Annotated in this window: 16 protein-coding genes and 1 other RNA gene; 6 read left to right on the top strand and 11 right to left on the bottom strand. The window is 70.0% G+C overall.

What is annotated here, in order from left to right; all coding sequences use genetic code 11:
* The first annotated feature begins 1 nt into the window (after position 1).
* Both ACHMXA_RS08150 and ACHMXA_RS08145 read left to right on the top strand, forming a co-directional pair.
* The gene (locus ACHMXA_RS08150; RefSeq protein WP_395321255.1) at positions 2–718 is read left to right on the top strand and encodes an RNA pseudouridine synthase; all 717 of its coding nucleotides are present in this window, start codon (positions 2–4) and stop codon (positions 716–718) included.
* Between the two features lie 359 nt (positions 719–1077).
* On the top strand, positions 1078–1413 hold the full coding sequence (locus ACHMXA_RS08145; protein ID WP_395319960.1) for a hypothetical protein: 336 nt from the start codon (positions 1078–1080) through the stop codon (positions 1411–1413).
* Positions 1414–1456: 43 nt separating this feature from the next.
* Here ACHMXA_RS08145 and ACHMXA_RS08140 read toward each other — a convergent pair whose 3' ends face one another.
* The 6 genes from ACHMXA_RS08140 to rnpB all read right to left on the bottom strand — a co-directional run bounded on the left by ACHMXA_RS08140 (position 1457) and on the right by rnpB (position 7192).
* Positions 1457–2947 (bottom strand): efflux transporter outer membrane subunit, encoded by a 1491-nt coding sequence (locus tag ACHMXA_RS08140; RefSeq protein ID WP_395319958.1) that lies wholly within the window; start codon positions 2945–2947, stop codon positions 1457–1459.
* Complete coding sequence (locus ACHMXA_RS08135; RefSeq protein ID WP_395319956.1) at positions 2944–3885, bottom strand: efflux RND transporter periplasmic adaptor subunit; 942 nt, start codon at positions 3883–3885, stop codon at positions 2944–2946. The genes ACHMXA_RS08140 and ACHMXA_RS08135 overlap by 4 nt, the downstream gene beginning before the upstream one ends.
* Before the next feature lie 16 nt (positions 3886–3901).
* On the bottom strand, positions 3902–4108 hold the full coding sequence (locus tag ACHMXA_RS08130; protein ID WP_395319954.1) for a DUF1656 domain-containing protein: 207 nt from the start codon (positions 4106–4108) through the stop codon (positions 3902–3904).
* Positions 4105–6222 carry an FUSC family protein gene (locus tag ACHMXA_RS08125; RefSeq protein WP_395319952.1) on the bottom strand — a complete coding sequence of 706 codons (2118 nt, stop codon included), beginning with the start codon at positions 6220–6222 and terminating at the stop codon, positions 4105–4107. Before ACHMXA_RS08125 ends, ACHMXA_RS08130 begins: the two co-directional genes overlap by 4 nt.
* Positions 6223–6226: 4 nt before the next feature.
* Positions 6227–6685 (bottom strand): MarR family winged helix-turn-helix transcriptional regulator, encoded by a 459-nt coding sequence (locus ACHMXA_RS08120; RefSeq protein WP_395321254.1) that lies wholly within the window; start codon positions 6683–6685, stop codon positions 6227–6229.
* A gap of 178 nt (positions 6686–6863) precedes the next feature.
* An RNA gene (rnpB, locus tag ACHMXA_RS08115) (RNase P RNA component class A) lies at positions 6864–7192 on the bottom strand.
* A gap of 98 nt (positions 7193–7290) precedes the next feature.
* On the opposite strand from rnpB, the gene cysK reads away from it, so the two are divergent.
* From cysK to ACHMXA_RS08095, 4 genes are all read left to right on the top strand, one after another.
* Positions 7291–8211 carry a cysteine synthase A gene (gene cysK / locus ACHMXA_RS08110; RefSeq protein WP_395319950.1) on the top strand — a complete coding sequence of 307 codons (921 nt, stop codon included), beginning with the start codon at positions 7291–7293 and terminating at the stop codon, positions 8209–8211.
* Between the two features lie 73 nt (positions 8212–8284).
* Entirely contained in the window at positions 8285–9934 is a 1650-nt protein-coding gene (locus ACHMXA_RS08105) for an NAD(P)/FAD-dependent oxidoreductase (RefSeq protein ID WP_395319948.1), read from the top strand.
* 8 nt (positions 9935–9942) lie between these two features.
* Positions 9943–10506, top strand: a complete 564-nt coding sequence (locus ACHMXA_RS08100) for a VUT family protein (RefSeq protein WP_395319946.1) — start codon at positions 9943–9945, stop codon at positions 10504–10506.
* A 120-nt stretch (positions 10507–10626) separates the two neighbouring features.
* Positions 10627–11574 carry a ProQ/FINO family protein gene (locus ACHMXA_RS08095; protein WP_176667783.1) on the top strand — a complete coding sequence of 316 codons (948 nt, stop codon included), beginning with the start codon at positions 10627–10629 and terminating at the stop codon, positions 11572–11574.
* Between the two features lie 114 nt (positions 11575–11688).
* Here ACHMXA_RS08095 and htpX read toward each other — a convergent pair whose 3' ends face one another.
* From htpX to ACHMXA_RS08070, 5 genes are all read right to left on the bottom strand, one after another.
* On the bottom strand, positions 11689–12564 hold the full coding sequence (gene htpX / locus ACHMXA_RS08090; protein ID WP_176667782.1) for a protease HtpX: 876 nt from the start codon (positions 12562–12564) through the stop codon (positions 11689–11691).
* A 171-nt stretch (positions 12565–12735) separates the two neighbouring features.
* On the bottom strand, positions 12736–13497 hold the full coding sequence (locus ACHMXA_RS08085; RefSeq protein ID WP_395319943.1) for a DUF3025 domain-containing protein: 762 nt from the start codon (positions 13495–13497) through the stop codon (positions 12736–12738).
* Positions 13494–14321, bottom strand: coding sequence for an NYN domain-containing protein (locus tag ACHMXA_RS08080; RefSeq protein ID WP_395319941.1), 828 nt, complete (start codon positions 14319–14321; stop codon positions 13494–13496). Before ACHMXA_RS08080 ends, ACHMXA_RS08085 begins: the two co-directional genes overlap by 4 nt.
* Positions 14318–15349: a dihydroorotase gene (gene pyrC, locus ACHMXA_RS08075; protein ID WP_395319939.1), complete on the bottom strand. Its 1032-nt coding sequence runs from the start codon at positions 15347–15349 to the stop codon at positions 14318–14320. Before pyrC ends, ACHMXA_RS08080 begins: the two co-directional genes overlap by 4 nt.
* Positions 15346–15888, bottom strand: coding sequence for an RNA polymerase sigma factor (locus tag ACHMXA_RS08070; protein WP_395319937.1), 543 nt, complete (start codon positions 15886–15888; stop codon positions 15346–15348). Before ACHMXA_RS08070 ends, pyrC begins: the two co-directional genes overlap by 4 nt.

The following is a 15888-nucleotide window of genomic DNA, read 5'->3' as shown; positions in this document are numbered from 1 at the left end:
CATGGGCAGCGCTCCCGCCGAAGACGAAGGCATCCGCCTCGCGAAACGCGTGGCCGCGCTGGCCGGCGTGTCGCGGCGCGAAGCCGAGCTGCTGATAGAGAACGGCGCAGTGCGCGTCGACGGCGTGCAGCAGACGCTGCCGCAGTCGCGCGTGCTGTCGCACCAGCAGGTGGAGATCGAGGCCGGCGCGAAGCCGCAGCCGGTGGAGCCCGTCACATTGCTGCTGTACAAGCCTGCGGGCATGCCGATCGACACCGCGCACGAACTGCTCGTTGCCGCCAACCACCACGAACCCGAGCGCGCCGGGCTGCGTTTTCTGCCCGCGCATGCGAGGGGCCAGCGCTGCATGACGCCGCTCGAAGCCGGCGCGAGCGGGCTGGTGGCGTACACCCAGGAATGGCGCGTTGAGCGCAAGCTGCACGAGGACGCCGCCTTCATCGAGCACGAGGTGATGGTCGATGTGGCCGGCGCGGTGAGCCCCGAGGTGCTCGCGCGGCTCGAACGTTCGCCCGCGCGCGTGAGCATCGGACGGCAGACCGCCGAGCAGACCGGCCTGCGCTTCGCGCTCAAGGGTGCGAAACCCGGGCAGATCGCGCGCATCTGCGACGGCGCGGACCTGCGCATTCTGGCGATGCGGCGCATCCGCATCGGCCGCGTGCCGCTGGCGGGGCTGCAGCCCGGCCAGTGGCGCTACCTTGCACCCCACGAACGCTTCTGAAAACAACAGCAAGAAAACAGAAGAGAAGAAAAAAAGAGAACCGTCGAGAGAGAAGACAGAGGACGACAACGACGATGCACCGCATGTTCGCGGCCCGCAAATTCCAGCCCGCGGCCTCCAGGGCCGCCAGCCCTCAGGGAGAGACTGAGTCATGAAGTTCGGAACACAGGGCACCGCCCTCGCCTGCACCGTGCCGCTGGCACTGGTGACGGGATGCACCTACCTCACGCCCGCTGCGCCGCCCCCGCCGCCGGCACCCCCCGCCGGCCATCGTCTCGAAGGACGGCCTCGCACCCATCACCGAGGAGCAGGTCGAACGCATCCGCGAGGCCATCGCCAGCAAGCCGCCGAGCCCCGCCGTGGGCAAGGTGGTGCGCAGCGCCTCGCCCACCATCGAGTCCTTCGTGCGCACCGAAGGCTGCATCACCGCGCGCAACGGCGCGGTACTCAACCCCTTTGCCGCGCCCGGGCGCCTGTTCGACGGCAGCGGCTTCCAGGGCGGCCCGATGTCGGAGATGCAGTACCACGACAAGACCGCCTGCGTGACGGTGAAGCGCATCCAGAACTGGAAGATGGTCTCGCCGAAGCTGCTGCGCTTCGAGGTGGTCTACGTGGGCGACGACGGCGAGGAGCGCGCCGTCAAGCGCCATGAGCTGGTGCGCCAGCCCAAGGGCGGCTGGCTGTTCACGCGCTGAGGCCGGCCGCCGCCGCTGCGCGGGCCGGAGGATGCGGCTGCGGTCACTGCCTGGTGGTCGCGGTCGCGGCGTCCGCCGACGCGGCGTTGCGCGCTAGGTTGGCGCCCTCGGGCTCCCAGCCGCCACCCAGCGCCATGAATAGCACCACTTGGTCGTCGGCCAGCTGCGCCTCGCTGGCCGCGAGCGCGGCCTCGCTGGCGGCCAGCGAGCGTTCGGCATCGAGCGAATCGAGATACCCGGTGCGGCCGTTCTGGTAGAGCTGGCGCGCCTGCGCCGCGACCTTGGCGCTTTCGTCGCGCGAGGCCTGCAGTGCGGCGCGGCGGTCGAGTTCGCGCGCATAGGTGGCAAGCGCGGTCTCGGTCTCGCGCAGCGCGGTGAGCACGGTGCCGTCGAACTTGGCGAGCGCGGCACGCGTGCCGGCCTCGGCCTGCGCGATGCGCGACTGTGCGACGCCGGTGTTCGGAATGGTCCAGGAGATCAGCGGACCGAGGCTCCAGGCGAAGGTGTCCTTGCGGCCGAAGCCGTCGGCATGGCCTGCGGAAGAGCCAGAGAGCCCCAGCGTGACCTTCGGATAGAGCTCTGCCGTGGCGACGCCGATGCGCGCGGTCGATGCGGCCAGCCTGCGTTCAGCCTGGCGGATGTCGGGCCGGCGGCGCAGCAGCGCGGCGCCATCGCCCACCGGCAGCACGCCGGCCACGCGCGGCGGCACGGTGCAATCGGCCACCTCGCGCGGGAAGTCCTGCGGCAGCGCGCCGGTGAGCGTGGCGAGCCGGTACAGCGCGCCCTGGCGCTCGGCCTTCAGCGGCGGCAGCGCGGCGTTGAGCTGCTGCAGCTGCGCACGTGCACGATTCGCGTCGATGGCGCCGGCGCGGCCCGCGCGCTGCAGGCGGTCAGTGACGTTGACGGCGTCCTGCTGCAGCGAAACGGACTTCTGCGCGATCTGCAGCCGCAGGCCGGTGGAACAGGCTTCGGCATATGCGCGCGCAGTGCCTGCCGCCACGTTCACGCGCACCAGGTCGAGCGCGGCTTCGGCGGCCTGCGTGCTGGCCTGCGAGGCTTCGATGGCGCGGCGGATCTGTCCGAACAGGTCGACCTGGTAGGACAGCGACGCGCCCGCGCTGTAGTTGAAGGTGCTCGGCGGCTCGTAGCCCTTCTGCAGCAGCGACAGGCCCGAGACGTGGCCGAACGAGGGGCCGCCGTTCACGCCGATGGTGGGGTACTTGGCGCCGGCTGTCTCGTCCTCGATGGCGCGCTCGCGCTCGAGGTTCGCGACGGCCTGGCGCAGGTCGGTGTTGTGCGCGAGGGCCTGCTCGACCAGCCTGTCGAGCAGCGGATCGTGGTACAGGCGCCACCAGTGCGCGGGCAGCGGCGCGGCATTGGCGGGCGCCTCGGCGAAGGGCTTGCCCGCGGCGCTCTGGCTGGCCAGCGCCTCGGGCGGCTGCTTGTAGTCGGGGCCGACCGCCGCGCAGGCCGCGAGCGCGGCAGCGGCGGCCAGCGATGCGAGGCGGAATGCGAAGCTGGTCATGTCGTTCATCCCTTCTGCGGCGTGGAAGCCGTTGCCGCCGTCTTCTGCGCCGGCTTGTTCTCCAGCACCTGCACCGTGACCGTCTGGCCCGCGACGAGCCGCGCGCCCTGCGGCAGCGGGTCGAGCTTGACGCGCACCGGAATGCGCTGCGCAAGCCGCACCCAGTTGAAGGTCGGGTTCACGCTGGGCAGCAGGTTGGCGCTGGTGGAACGGTCGTGATCGGCGATGCCGGCGGCCACGCTCTCCACCGAGCCTTCGAGCACCGCGCCGCCGCCCATGGGCGTGACGCGCACGCGGTCGCCGAGGTGGATGCGCGGCAGCTTCGTCTCTTCGAAATAGCCTTCGACGTAGAACGACTGCGCATCGACCAGCGCGAGCACCGGCCGGCCCGCCGCGGCGTAGCTGCCCTGGCGCAGGTCGAGGTTGGTGACGAGGCCGTCGGCCGGCGCGCGCACCTGGGCGCGCTGCAGGTTGAGGCGGGCGGAGTCGAGCGCCACTTCGGCCTGCGCGACGGCGGCCTGCATCTGCTCGACGCGCGAGCGGGTCTGTTCACGCGACTCCTTCGACACCAGCTCGTCGAGGCCGGCATTGCGCGCGTTCTCGCGCTGGGCCTGCGCGCTCACGGCGCGCTGCGCGGCGAGCGCGGCCTGGGCCTGGCGCACGGCGAGGTCGTAGCGCGCGCGGTCCACCTCGAACAGCAGCGTGCCGGCGGCCACGGGCTGGTTGTCGTGGATGGGCACGGCCGTGACCAGGCCCGAGACGTCGGGCGCGATCTGCACGACGTTGGCGCGCACGCGACCGTCGCGCGTCCACGGCGCGAGTTCGTAGTGGTCCCACAGACGCAGGCCGGCCCACACGGCGGCGGCCACCACGGCCAGGGTGATGAGGATGCGGCCCAGGCGCTGGGCCCACGGATTGGTGTCGGTTGGAGTTCGGGCGGCTTTCATTGGAATCTCGTTGTTGTCATTGGAGGTAGGCGCTGGCGCGGCTGAGCGCGTAGAGCAGCAGCAGGTAGAGCGCCATGTCGAAGAGGGCCGGATGCCACACCCAGCGATAGGCGCCGGTGGCCGCGAGCAGGCGGCGCACGCCCCACAGCACGAGCAGTGCCACAAGCGCGAGCACCATGATCCAGGGCAGGTACAGGCCGTAGAAGCTGGCTTCGCCGATCATGCGGAAGCTCCTTGCGAAGTGAGGGACGTGCTCGCGAGCGAGGGCGGCGCGTCGGGAAAGAGGTTGCGGCGCAGGCCGACCAGTGCGGTGACGGCCGAGCGCGCTGCGGTGGAAGGAGCGGCGTCGCGCGCATCGAGCATGGCGCCCAGTGCCTCGTCGATCTGCGGCAGCAGGCCTTGCGGGCGCGGGTTCATGCGGCCCTCCGCGCGCTGGCGGAAAAAGCGTGAGATGCCACCGAGCAGCGCGGCCGAGGTAGCCAGCGGCAGCTGGCCGCGCACGCGCTGCAGCACCGCGATGTCGGCGCCCATGCGCAGGTCGCGAAGCGCGTCGTTGGCGGCCACGCCCTCGACAGTGCCGCCGGCCTGCGCGATGCGCGGCGCGAGCAGGCCGATGCGGTCGAGCATGCGCACCGCATAGGCGTCGCTCTGCGCGTACTGCGGCTGCGAAGACGCTGCCATGTCGCCCAGCTCACGCCAAGTGGCGCGCTGGATGCGCCGCGCGCTCCAGTCGGCGCCCACCGAGCGCACGAGACGCGTGACGCGCGCCGCGACGACCACGCCGACGATCTGGCCGATCATGCTGTTGAGGAAGCTCACCAGGTCGGAGCTGGCGGTGTCGTGCATCGCCAGCGTGCCGCACACGCCGAAGATCAGCGCCATCGCGGGCATGAAGTGCGTGGGGCGCGGCAAGTAGAAGCCCAGCAGCAGGAAGAGCGGCGCGCAGATGAGCGCCAGCATGCCGAAGTCCTGCACCGTGGGCATGAGCACCAGCACGTAGACGGCCGAGATCGGGACGGACCACAGCGTCCACTTCAGGAAGCCATGGATCGCCGGCACGGGGTCGTCCATGGTCGCGAAGAAGCAGCAGAAGACGGCGGCCATCATGGTCGCGGCCGAACCCATCGGCCAGCCGGTGATGATCCAGAAGGCGCCGCACAGGCAGATGGCGATGACGGCGGCCAGTGCCGACAGCAGCGCCATACCGTAGTCGCGGTGCAGCACGCGACTGCCGAGCGCGGCCGTGCGGCGCAGCGGCGCGGCGCCCTTCAGGCCTTCGTCGATATCCTGGCGCAGCTGGGCGCAGGCGGTCCAGCCGTCGACGAGCTCTTCGAGGCGGCCCGCGAGGCCGATGCGCAGGGCGCGGCCCCAGCGACCCTTTTGTTCTGCATTCGGCGGCGTGGCGCCCAGGGCGTCGATGGCGCTGCGCAGCTCCTGCAGGCGGCCGGCGCGGGTCGCTGCATCGCCGGAGGAATCGGCTTCATCGCGCAGCCATTGCGCGGCCTTGGCGAGCACGGCAGCCACGTCGGGCGCGATGGCGCCTTCGGCCTGTTCCAGCGCCAGCAGTCGGTCTTCGACGGCCGAGAGCGCGGGCGTGAGCGCGGCGACGCGGTCCTGCATCGCGCGGATAGCGCCGGCGGTCCAGCGCAGGTGCGTGGTGTCGAAGGGAACGTGGGTGGAGAGAAGGCGCAGCTGCGTGATGTCGCCGGCGAGGCGGCGGCGGTCGTCGTCGAGGCGCCGCGGCTCGGCGCTGCCGCGGCCGGCGGGCTGGAAGAGATCGCCCAGCCACTTGCGCGCGTCCTGCAGCGTGCGGTCGAGCAGGCCCAGCACGGTCGGCGCGAGCCCCGCGGGCAGCACGAGGCTGTGGATGAGCGTGGCGCAGAAGATGCCCAGGCCGATCTCCTCCACGCGCGCCACGGCGGTGTCGAACAGCGCAAGCGGCGTCTGCACCGACGGAAAACCGATCAGCGCCGCCGTGTAGCCCGCGAGCATGAACACGTACGAGCGCGGCGTGCGATCGAAGAGCGAGATGCACAGGCACAGCCCCACCCACAGCGCAAGCACCAGCGTGAGCAGCTCGGGCGCGTTGGACAGCGCCGGCACCAGCAGCACGGTGGCGGTGCAGCCGATGAGCGTGCCGAGGAAACGGAACACCGCCTTGGAACGCACCGCGCCGGCCAGCGGGTGGGCGACGATGTAGGTGGTCATGAGCGCCCAGAACGGGCGCGGCAGGCCGGCGCGGCTGGCGAGATACATCGCCAGCATGGCGGCAGCGAAGCTCTTGCTGGAAAAGAGGATCTCCGCGCGGCTGAAGCGCGGCAGGCTGAACGCGGCCATCGGGCTACCCGCGCCCTTCCTGCGACGGCGGCGGCAGGCTCTGCACGGTGCGGACGCCCATGCGCTCCTCCAGTACGGCGAACACGCGCAGGCAGGCCGCGACGTCCTCGTCGGACACGCCCTCGAACAGCGACACCCGCATCAGCGTCAGAGCGGCCTCGATGGGCTCGCACACGGCCTTGCCGGCCTCGGTGAGGTGCAGGGTCTTGGCGCGGCGGTCGGCCGGGTCTTCGCGGCGTTCGACGAGGCCGGCTTCCACCAGCTGGTCGACCGAGCGCACCAGCGAGGGCCCCTCGATGCCCAGCGCCTCGGCCAGCACGCCCTGGCGCACGTCGCCGTTCATGCGGCCGAGCATCACGATCGGATAGGCCAGCGTCTGCGACACGCCCACATGCGCCACCGCCTTGTCCGCCGCGGCGCGGTAGCCGCGCTGCAGCGTCGCCAGCGAAGTGCCGAGCCGCATCAGCGACTGTTCGCGCGTCAGTTGGGGGGTGGATTGGGTGGTCAAGATAGCCGCCTATTAATTAGCATGCTACCGATTATACGGGTAACTACCAATCCCTGCAGGCGGCAAGGCTCGCGCCCGCCTTCGGTCAGGGCCGAAGGGCGCGGAAAAACGGAAAGGGGAAAGAAGAAGAAAAGTGTGAAGCTCGCCGATAAGCCGGATTCTGTGCACCGCAGGCCCCTTGCGGAACCCGCGGCGTGACCGCCATTACTCTGGGCCGCCTGTCACCAGACGGCTCGATGCCACCTACCCGCCAGCTCAGCGGAACCACCTCGATACTGGCCTACTTGGTGTTGCTGCGCGCAGAGATTGCCCGTTTCACCCGAACTCAATCGGCTCGTCTCTGTTGCTCTGATCCTCACCTCACGGTGGAGAGTCGTTAACTCCTGCGCTGTCCTGTGCAGTCCGGACGTTCCTCCAGTGCGGCCTTTCGGCACTTGCACCAGCGGCGGTCTGGCGTGCTTCACGGGGTGGATTATCGCCTCCGCCCGAGCGCAGCGGCGGGCCGGTCTCACAATGTGCGCTGCCCGTCCGACAAACGCACTGATTCCCAAGGAGATCCCATGAAGGCCCAGAACATCCTCCAGACCATCGGCAACACGCCGCACATCCGCATCAACCGCCTGTTCGGCAATGCGAAGCAGCAGGTGTGGATCAAGTCCGAGCGCGCCAACCCCGGCGGCTCCATCAAGGACCGCATCGCGCTCGCGATGGTCGAAGACGCCGAGAAGAGCGGCGCGCTCAAGCCCGGCGGCACCATCGTCGAGCCCACCTCGGGCAACACCGGCATCGGCCTGGCGATGGTGGCGGCCGTCAAGGGCTACAAGCTGATCCTGGTGATGCCCGACAGCATGTCGGTGGAGCGCCGCCGCCTGATGCTGGCCTACGGCGCCACCTTCGACCTCACGCCGCGCGCCAACGGCATGAAGGGCTCCATCGCCCGTGCGGAAGAGATCGTGGCCGGCACGCCCGGCGCATGGATGCCGCAGCAGTTCAACAACCCCGCCAACATCGACGTGCACGTGCGCACCACGGCCGAGGAGATCGCCGTCGACTTCCCCGACGGCATCGACGTGCTGATCACCGGCGTGGGCACCGGCGGCCACATCACGGGCGTGGCGAAGGTGCTGAAGAAGAAATGGCCCAAGCTGCAGGTGTTCGCGGTGGAGCCGGTGGCCTCGCCGGTCATCTCGGGCGGCCAGCCTTCGCCGCACCCCATCCAGGGCATCGGCGCGGGCTTCATTCCGAAGAACCTCGACACCTCGCTGCTCGACGGCGTGCTGCAGGTCGACGCGGAGCCGGCGCGCGAAATGGCCCGCCGCTGTGCGCAAGAAGAAGGCATCCTGGTCGGCATCTCCTCGGGCGCCACGCTCGCGGCCATCGCGCAGAAATTGCCGTCGCTCGCGCCCGACGCGGTGGTGCTGGGCTTCAACTACGACACCGGCGAGCGCTACTTGTCGGTAGAGGGCTTCCTGCCCGCCTGATCCAGCTATCGCTTTCATAGCGCTCCGGGCGCTTAAAATCCGTGGTCTGCTTGATAACTACAAGCCCCACGCCATGCTGAGAATCTCCGAACTCAAACTCCCGCTCGACCACGCGCCAGAGGCGCTGGCCGCACTGATCGCCAGGACGCTCGGCGTCCCGCCCGAAGCGATCGCTTCCCACACCGTCTACAAGCGCAGCTTCGATGCGCGCAAGGTCGAACTGCTCACCGTCTACATCTGCGACGTGCAGCTGTCCGACGCAAAGCTCGAAGCCGCCCTGCTCGCGAAGCACGCGGGCCACCCACACATCCAGAACGCGCCCGACATGCGCTACACACCGCCAGCCAGCGCACCCGAAGGCCTGCCGCTGCGGCCCGTGGTGATCGGCTTCGGCCCCTGCGGCATCTTCGCGGCGCTGATGCTCGCGAAGATGGGCTTCAGGCCCATCGTGCTCGAACGCGGCAAGACCGTGCGCCAGCGCACCCGCGACACCTGGGGCCTGTGGCGCAGGAGCGAGCTCAACCCCGAGTCGAACGTGCAGTTCGGCGAAGGCGGCGCCGGCACTTTCTCCGACGGCAAGCTCTACAGCCAGATCAAGGACCCGCGCTTCCTCGGCCGCAAGGTGATGGAAGAGTTCGTGAAGGCCGGCGCGCCGCCCGAGATCCTTTACGTCGCGCACCCGCACATCGGCACCTTCAAGCTGGTGAAGGTGGTCGAGAACATCCGCGAGCAGATCGTGGCGCTGGGCGGCGAGATCCGCTTCGAGCAGCGCGTGACCGACGTGCGCATCGAGGACGGCCATCTTCGCGGGCTCACCGTGCTCGACCAGGCCACCGGCCAGAGCAGCGAACTGCGCGCCGACCACGTCGTGATGGCGCTGGGCCACAGCTCGCGCGACACCTTCGCGATGCTGCATGCGCGCGGCGTGCACATCGAGGCCAAGCCCTTTTCCATCGGCTTCCGCGTGGAGCATCCGCAGGGCCTCATCGACCGCGCGCGCTGGGGCCGCCATGCGGGCCATCCGCTGCTGGGTGCGGCCGACTACAAGCTGGTGCACCACGCGAGCAACGGCCGCTCGGTCTACAGCTTCTGCATGTGCCCCGGCGGCACCGTGGTCGCGGCCACCAGCGAGCCGGGCCGCGTGGTCACCAACGGCATGAGCCAGTACTCGCGCAACGAACGCAACGCCAACGCGGGCATCGTGGTGGGCATCGACCCGCGCGACTACCCCGGAGACGCGCTCGCCGGCATCGCGCTGCAGCGCGAACTGGAAAGCAACGCCTTCGTGCTCGGCGGCGGCGACTACCGCGCGCCCGGCCAGCTGGTGGGCGACTTCATCGCCGGCAAGCCCTCCACCGCGCTCGGCAGCGTGATCCCCTCTTACAAGCCGGGCGTGACGCCGACCGACCTGCACAAGGCCCTGCCCGCCTACGCCATCGAGGCGATGCGCGAGGCCTTCCCCGCCTTCGGCCGCAAGATCAAGGGCTTCGACACCTACGACGCGGTGCTCACCGGCGTCGAGACGCGTACTTCCTCGCCCATCAAGATCACGCGCGGCGACGACTTCCAGAGCCTCAACGTGCGCGGCCTGTACCCCGCCGGCGAAGGCGCGAGCTACGCGGGCGGCATCCTGTCGGCCGGCGTGGACGGCATCAAGGTGGCCGAGGCCGTGGCGCGCAGCGTGCTGGCCGAGACGGAGCGCGAACGCACTGCGAGCGTCTGATGCAGACCATGCAGCACTCAGCCATCCGCTTCGAGCGCCCCACCCTGGGCCACCTGGTCGTCGCCACGCTGGCGATGGCGGCTGTGGTGCTCGCCTCCAACGTCCTCGTGCAGTTCGCCATCAACGACTGGCTGACCTGGGGCGCCTTCACCTATCCGGTGGCGTATCTCGTGAGCGATCTCGTCAACCGGCGCTTCGGCCCCGGCATGGCGCGGCGCGTGGCGTGGGTGGGCTTCGCGGTGGCGGTGGGCGTTTCGCTGCTGCTTGCGCCGGTGCGCATCGCGGCGGCCTCGGGACTGGCCTTCATCGCTTCGCAGCTGCTCGACATCGGCGTCTTCGACCGCCTGCGCCGCGGCCTCTGGTGGCGCGCGCCGCTGGTGGCCACGGTGATCGCGGCGGTGCTCGACAGCATCGTGTTCTGGGGCATCGCCTTCGCGGGCACCGAGGGCCCGTGGCTCACCTGGGCGCTGGGCGACCTCGCGGTGAAGCTGGCCGTCGGCGTGCTGATGCTGCTGCCGTTCCGGCTGCTGATCGGCCGCCAGGCCGCGCGCACTTCCGCCGCCATGAGCTGACGACGGCCACGGAAACGACAATGCACCCAGCACCCCATTCCCTGCGCCGCGCCGCATGCGCGAGCGCATTCCACTGAACCACTTCCTGCTTTCTTCGCGCCTTCGCGCCGGATTTCCAGAATGACCGAAGCAACCACCGCCAACCCGAACAACAAGTCGCGCCGCCCCCGTGGCGAGCGCATGGACATGGCGCAGCAGCTGCAGGCCCTGCGTGCCGGCACGGACGGCGCGACGACCGCGCCCGAAGCCGACACCGCGCAAGCCGTTGCGCAGACCAGGCAGCGTCCGCAACACCAGCAGCAGCGCAAGCCCAAGAAGCCGCAGCAGGCGCAGGGCCGCCAGCAGCCTTCGCAACAGAAGCAGCAACAACAGCCTCAGCAGCCCGCGCGCCCGCAGCGCAAGGTGCACCCGGCGCTCGAGCGCCTGTTCGAGCTGTACCCGAACCTCTTCGGCGCGCGCTTCCTGCCGCTGAAGCTCGGCGTGTACGAAGAGCTGATTGCCCGCCACCCCGACGACTTCAAGGCCGAAGACCTGAAGGTGGCGATGGGCCTGCACGCGCGATCCACGCGCTACCTCGAAAGCGTGGCCGCCGGCCATCCGCGCCATGACCTCGACGGCAACGTCGCCGAACCGGTGGCGCCCGAGCACGTGCACCACGCCATCCTCGAACTGCACCGCCGCCGCTCGCAACGCACCGGCGAAGACCTGCGCCCGCAACTGGTGGCGCGCCTGGCCCGCGCCGTCGAAGCCTCGGGCCTCGACCGCGAGGCCTATGCCGTGCTGGTGCGCTCGCGCGACGCGAACAACAACGCCGTGCTCGACGAAGCCCTCGCCCTGCTCGCGGAACAGGCCGCCAAGCGCGAGGCCCTGCTGCGCGCCTTCGAGGCCAGCGGGCGCAGCGAGAAGGAGTTTGCGGAGATGTACGGCATGAACCCGGCGGAGGTGACGCGGACCCTGCAGCGCGTGCGGCGCGATCAGGCGGCCGCTGCTGCCGCTGCGCAGGAAGCTCCGCCCACGCCGGAAGCGACGGAAACCCCGGCCGCTCCTGAAGCTCCGGCTGCCGACTGACTCGGAAGCCCCCGCGTCGCAGTTTCGAGCCTGCGACCGTCCAAATGAAAAAGCCGCCACGGTGACGTGGCGGCTTTCTCTTTGTCGAGTCACGGGCCGGATGGCCCGTCCCGCTCAGCGCTGCGCGTTCTGCAGCGCGGCGATGCGCTCCTCGATCGGCGGGTGCGTGGCGAACAGCTTGCCGATGCTGCCGGTGATGCCCATGGCTTCCACCGCCTTCGGCAGTTCGCCGGCGGGCAGGCCGCCCAGGCGGGCCAGCGCGTTGACCATGGGCTGGCGGTTGCCCATGAGGGCGGCCGAGCCGGCGTCGGCGCGGAATTCGCGCTGGCGGGAGAACCAGGCCACCACCATCGCGGCGGCGAAGCCGAGCACGATGTCGAGCACGATGGTGCTCACGTAGTAGCCGATGCCGGGGCCCGAGCTGCGGTCGTCGCCGCGGCGCAGGAAGCTGTCGACCGCATAGCCGATCACGCGCGACAGGAACACGACGAAGGTGTTCATCACGCCCTGGATCAGCGTCATGGTGACCATGTCGCCGTTGGCGATGTGCGCCACCTCGTGGCCGATGACGGCCTCGACCTCTTCGCGCGTCATGTTCTGCAGCAGGCCGGTGGACACCGCCACCAGCGACGAGTTCTTGAACGCGCCCGTCGCGAAGGCGTTGGGCTCGCCTTCGAAGATGCCGACCTCGGGCATGCCGATGCCGGCCTTGTCGGCGAACTTGCGCACCGTGCCGACGATCCAGGCCTCGTCGGGCGTCTGGGGGTTGTCGATCATGTGCAGGCCGGTGGTCCACTTGGCCATCGGCTTGCTGATGAGCAGCGAGATGATCGCGCCGCCGAAACCCATCACCAGCGCGAAGCCGAGCAGCGCGGTCAGGTTGAGCCCGTTGGCCGTGAGGAAGCGATTGACGCCGAGCAGGCTGGCGACCACGCCGAGCACTGCGACGACCATCACGTTGGTCAGGACAAACAGAAGGATACGTTTCAAGTTGAATTCTCCGTGGGGAAATCTGCCACCCAGATGAGGGCCCCGGGGCCCTCTTCAAGCCGTTTCCGCGCCATGTTCAGGCAGTTCGCGGCCTGGAAGCCCTGGGAGTTTTAGGTGTTCTGGGCGCTCCGGTCGGCGGCAGCCGGTAGAGCCATGATAGGAGCAAAAGTTCTAGGGCCCCGGTATTCCCCGACCGGCCAAGGGCCTGAAGACCTGCGGATCGTCATAGAACCGTGCTGCCTCGTTGTCGTGGCACCAGCCGGGTACGCCGAGCACCGGCAGCGGCACGAAGGGCTTGTGTTCGAGCCGCAGCGGGTCGAGCGCGGCGGCCACTCGGGCGTCGTCGAGCGCCGCCGGCCCGGTTTCGCCGTGCACCGGCAACAGCACATGCGCGGTGATGGGCTTGCGCGGCGTGACGAGCTTCTCCAGCAGCGCATGGCCGAAGAGCACCAGCCTGGCCTCGCGCCACAGCCCGCGCTCGCCGACGAAGAGCGTGTGCCAGTCGCGCGCAACCAGCGCCCGCCACAGCGCCGGCGGCGCATCGAGCAAGGCGCCGTTCTCGTCGAACAGCGTGAGGGCATCGCGCAGCGCACCGCGCGTGGCACCGACGCCGTCGCGGGCGATCTCGCCGGCTTGCAGTTCGTTCAGGCGGCGCTTGGTCCGTGGAAAGGCGACCCAGACCAGGCCGTTGAAGAAGTCGTGCAGGTTGTCGCGGGTGGGGACGGTGCGGGTCTGGAAGATGTGGGCCTCGTAGGCCTGCCCGGCGGGCAGTTCGTGCTGCCTCACGAAATCAGGCGCCGATACGGGCCTGATGCCCTGCAGCGCGGCCGCAATGCAGCCATCGCTGCGCGCGACAGCCTGCGCTGCCGCTTCGCCGTCGGCGCGATAGGGTGCGAGCCAGGGCTGCGCCCAGTCGATCGACGGCAGGGTCAAGGCGCGGGGGCGCCGGTCCAGCGGATGCGGTCCGGGTGCTGCATCAGCGCGAACTCGGCCGTGAGCTTCTCGAAGAGTTTCAGCGAGCTGCTGTTCTTGCCGAGCAGGCCTGCCGTGCGCAGGGCCTTGGCCACATCGTTGAGCGGCACGTCCTTGCCGCTGCGCAGGGCCGGGGCGGCCTGCAGGATGAATTCGGCGGCTTCCGAGGGTTGCGGCTGCTGCTGTGCCTGCTGCTGCGGCTCGGGCCTGGGCTCGGCTTTGCCGGCAGCCTTCGCCGTCTTGCGCGCTGCCGTCTTCGTCGCGGTCTTCTTCGCGGCGGGCGCGGCCTTGGCGCGCGTGGTCTTCGCCGCGGCCGTCTTCTTCGCGGCCACCGTGCGCGCGGCCGGCTTGGCGACGGCGTTGTGCGCGATGTCGGTGAAGGCGTCGTAGATGCCTATGGTTTCCTCGCCCGTCTTGCCCTGCTGGCCGATGCCGCAGACGCGGCAGCCCTTCTCGCGCAGGCGGATCACGAGCGGCGCGAAGTCGGAGTCGGACGACACCAGCACCACCACGTCGGGCCGCTCGGCGATGGCGAGGTCGATGGCATCGACCGACAGCGCGATGTCGGTGCTGTTCTTGCCGGCCGACAGGTTCACCATCGGCCGCACCGAGAGGCGCTTGAAGAGCGCCTGCCGGTTCACCGCCATCTCGGCGTTGCAGTAGGCGCGGCGCACGTGGATGGCGCCGTACTCGTCCATGGTGCGCTCCACCGCCTGCTCGATGACTTCGGCCGACACGTTGTCGGCGTCGATCAGGAGCATCACGCGCAGCGAGGGAACCGTCATGCGAACTTCCAGTTGACGGCTTCGCCGCCGCGCAGCGGCTTGAGCGTGGCGTCGCCGTAGGGCACGGTCTCGGGCACGGTCCAGCTCTCGCGCTTGAGCGTGATGGTGTCGGTGTGGCGCGGCAGGCCGTAGAAGTCGGGGCCGTGGAAGCTCGCGAAGCCTTCGAGCTTGTCGAGCGCGCCCGCGTTGTCGAAGGCCTCGGCGTAGAGCTCGATGGCGGTGAGCGCGGTGTAGCAGCCGGCGCAGCCCAGCGCGTGCTCCTTCAGGTGCGCCGGATGCGGCGCGCTGTCGGTGCCCAGGAAGAAGCGGTCGCTGCCGCTGGTGGCCGCCTCGACCAGCGCCACGCGGTGGGTCTCGCGCTTGAGCACGGGCAGGCAGTAGTAGTGCGGGCGGATGCCGCCGGTGAAGATGGCGTTGCGGTTGTAGAGCAGGTGGTGCGCCGTGATGGTGGCGGCAGTGAAGCGGCCGGCGTCGCGCACGTAGTGGGCGCCTTCCTTGGTGGTGAGGTGCTCGAACACCACCTTGAGCTCGGGGAAGTCGCGGCGCAGCGGGATCATCACGCGGTCGACGAACACGGCCTCGCGGTCGAACAGGTCGATGGCCGGGTCGGTCACCTCGCCGTGCACCAGCAGCAGCAGGCCGTGCTTCTGCATGGCTTCGAGCGTCTTGTAGGTCTTGCGGATGTCGGTCACGCCGGCATCGCTGTTGGTGGTGGCGCCGGCCGGATAGAGCTTGAGCGCGCGCACGCCGGCTTCGGCTGCCAGCGCGATCTCCTCGGGCGGCAGCTTGTCGGTGAGATAGAGCGACATCACCGGCTCGAAACCCGTGCCGGCAGGCACGGCGGCGCGGATGCGGTCGCGGTACGCCACGGCCTGCGCGGCGGTGGTCACGGGGGGGCGGAGGTTCGGCATGATCAGCGCGCGGCCGAACTGGCGGGCGCTGTGGGGAACGACGGCTTCGAGTGCGGCGCCGTCGCGCACGTGCAGGTGCCAGTCGTCGGGGCGGGTGATCGTGAGGGTGTCTGTCATGGCCCGGGGATTGTCGCACCGGGCCCCAGCAGGTACTCGCGCACCAGCGAACGCGCCCTGTGCAGGCGGCTCTTCACGGCGCCCGGCGGTTCGCCGAGCCGTTCGGCGATTTCCGCGATGGTCAGCTCCTCGAAGTCGCGCAGCAGCACGACCTCGAGGTAGTGCGCGGGCAGCGATTCGAGCACGTGGGTGAGGTCCAGCCGCAGCGCGGCGTCGCCGCGGCTGAGCAGCTGCCGCTCGGCCGCTTCCTCGTCGAGCGGCTCGTGCCTGAACATCGCGCGTTGCAGCCGCAGGCATTCGCGCCGGATGACGGTGAAGAGCCACGACGAGAACGCCGCCGCGGCCTTCAGCCCCCGGACCTTGCGCGCGATGACCAGCAGCGACTCCTGCACCGCGTCGTCGACGTCGCTGGCATGGCAGTGCCGCCAGGCGTAGCGGCGCGCATCGGCCTGGCAGACCGCGAGCAGGCTCGCGATGGCGGCCGGGTCGCCGGTCTGCGCGGCGTGGACTAGGCTGGATCGGTCGATGCCCGCGGCCAT

Source organism: Variovorax sp. UC74_104, assembly GCF_044055375.1.
GTDB lineage: Bacteria > Pseudomonadota > Gammaproteobacteria > Burkholderiales > Burkholderiaceae_C > Variovorax.
The sequence above is the reverse complement of the archived record's forward strand: the minus strand, read 5'-3'. Positions and strand labels throughout refer to the sequence as shown.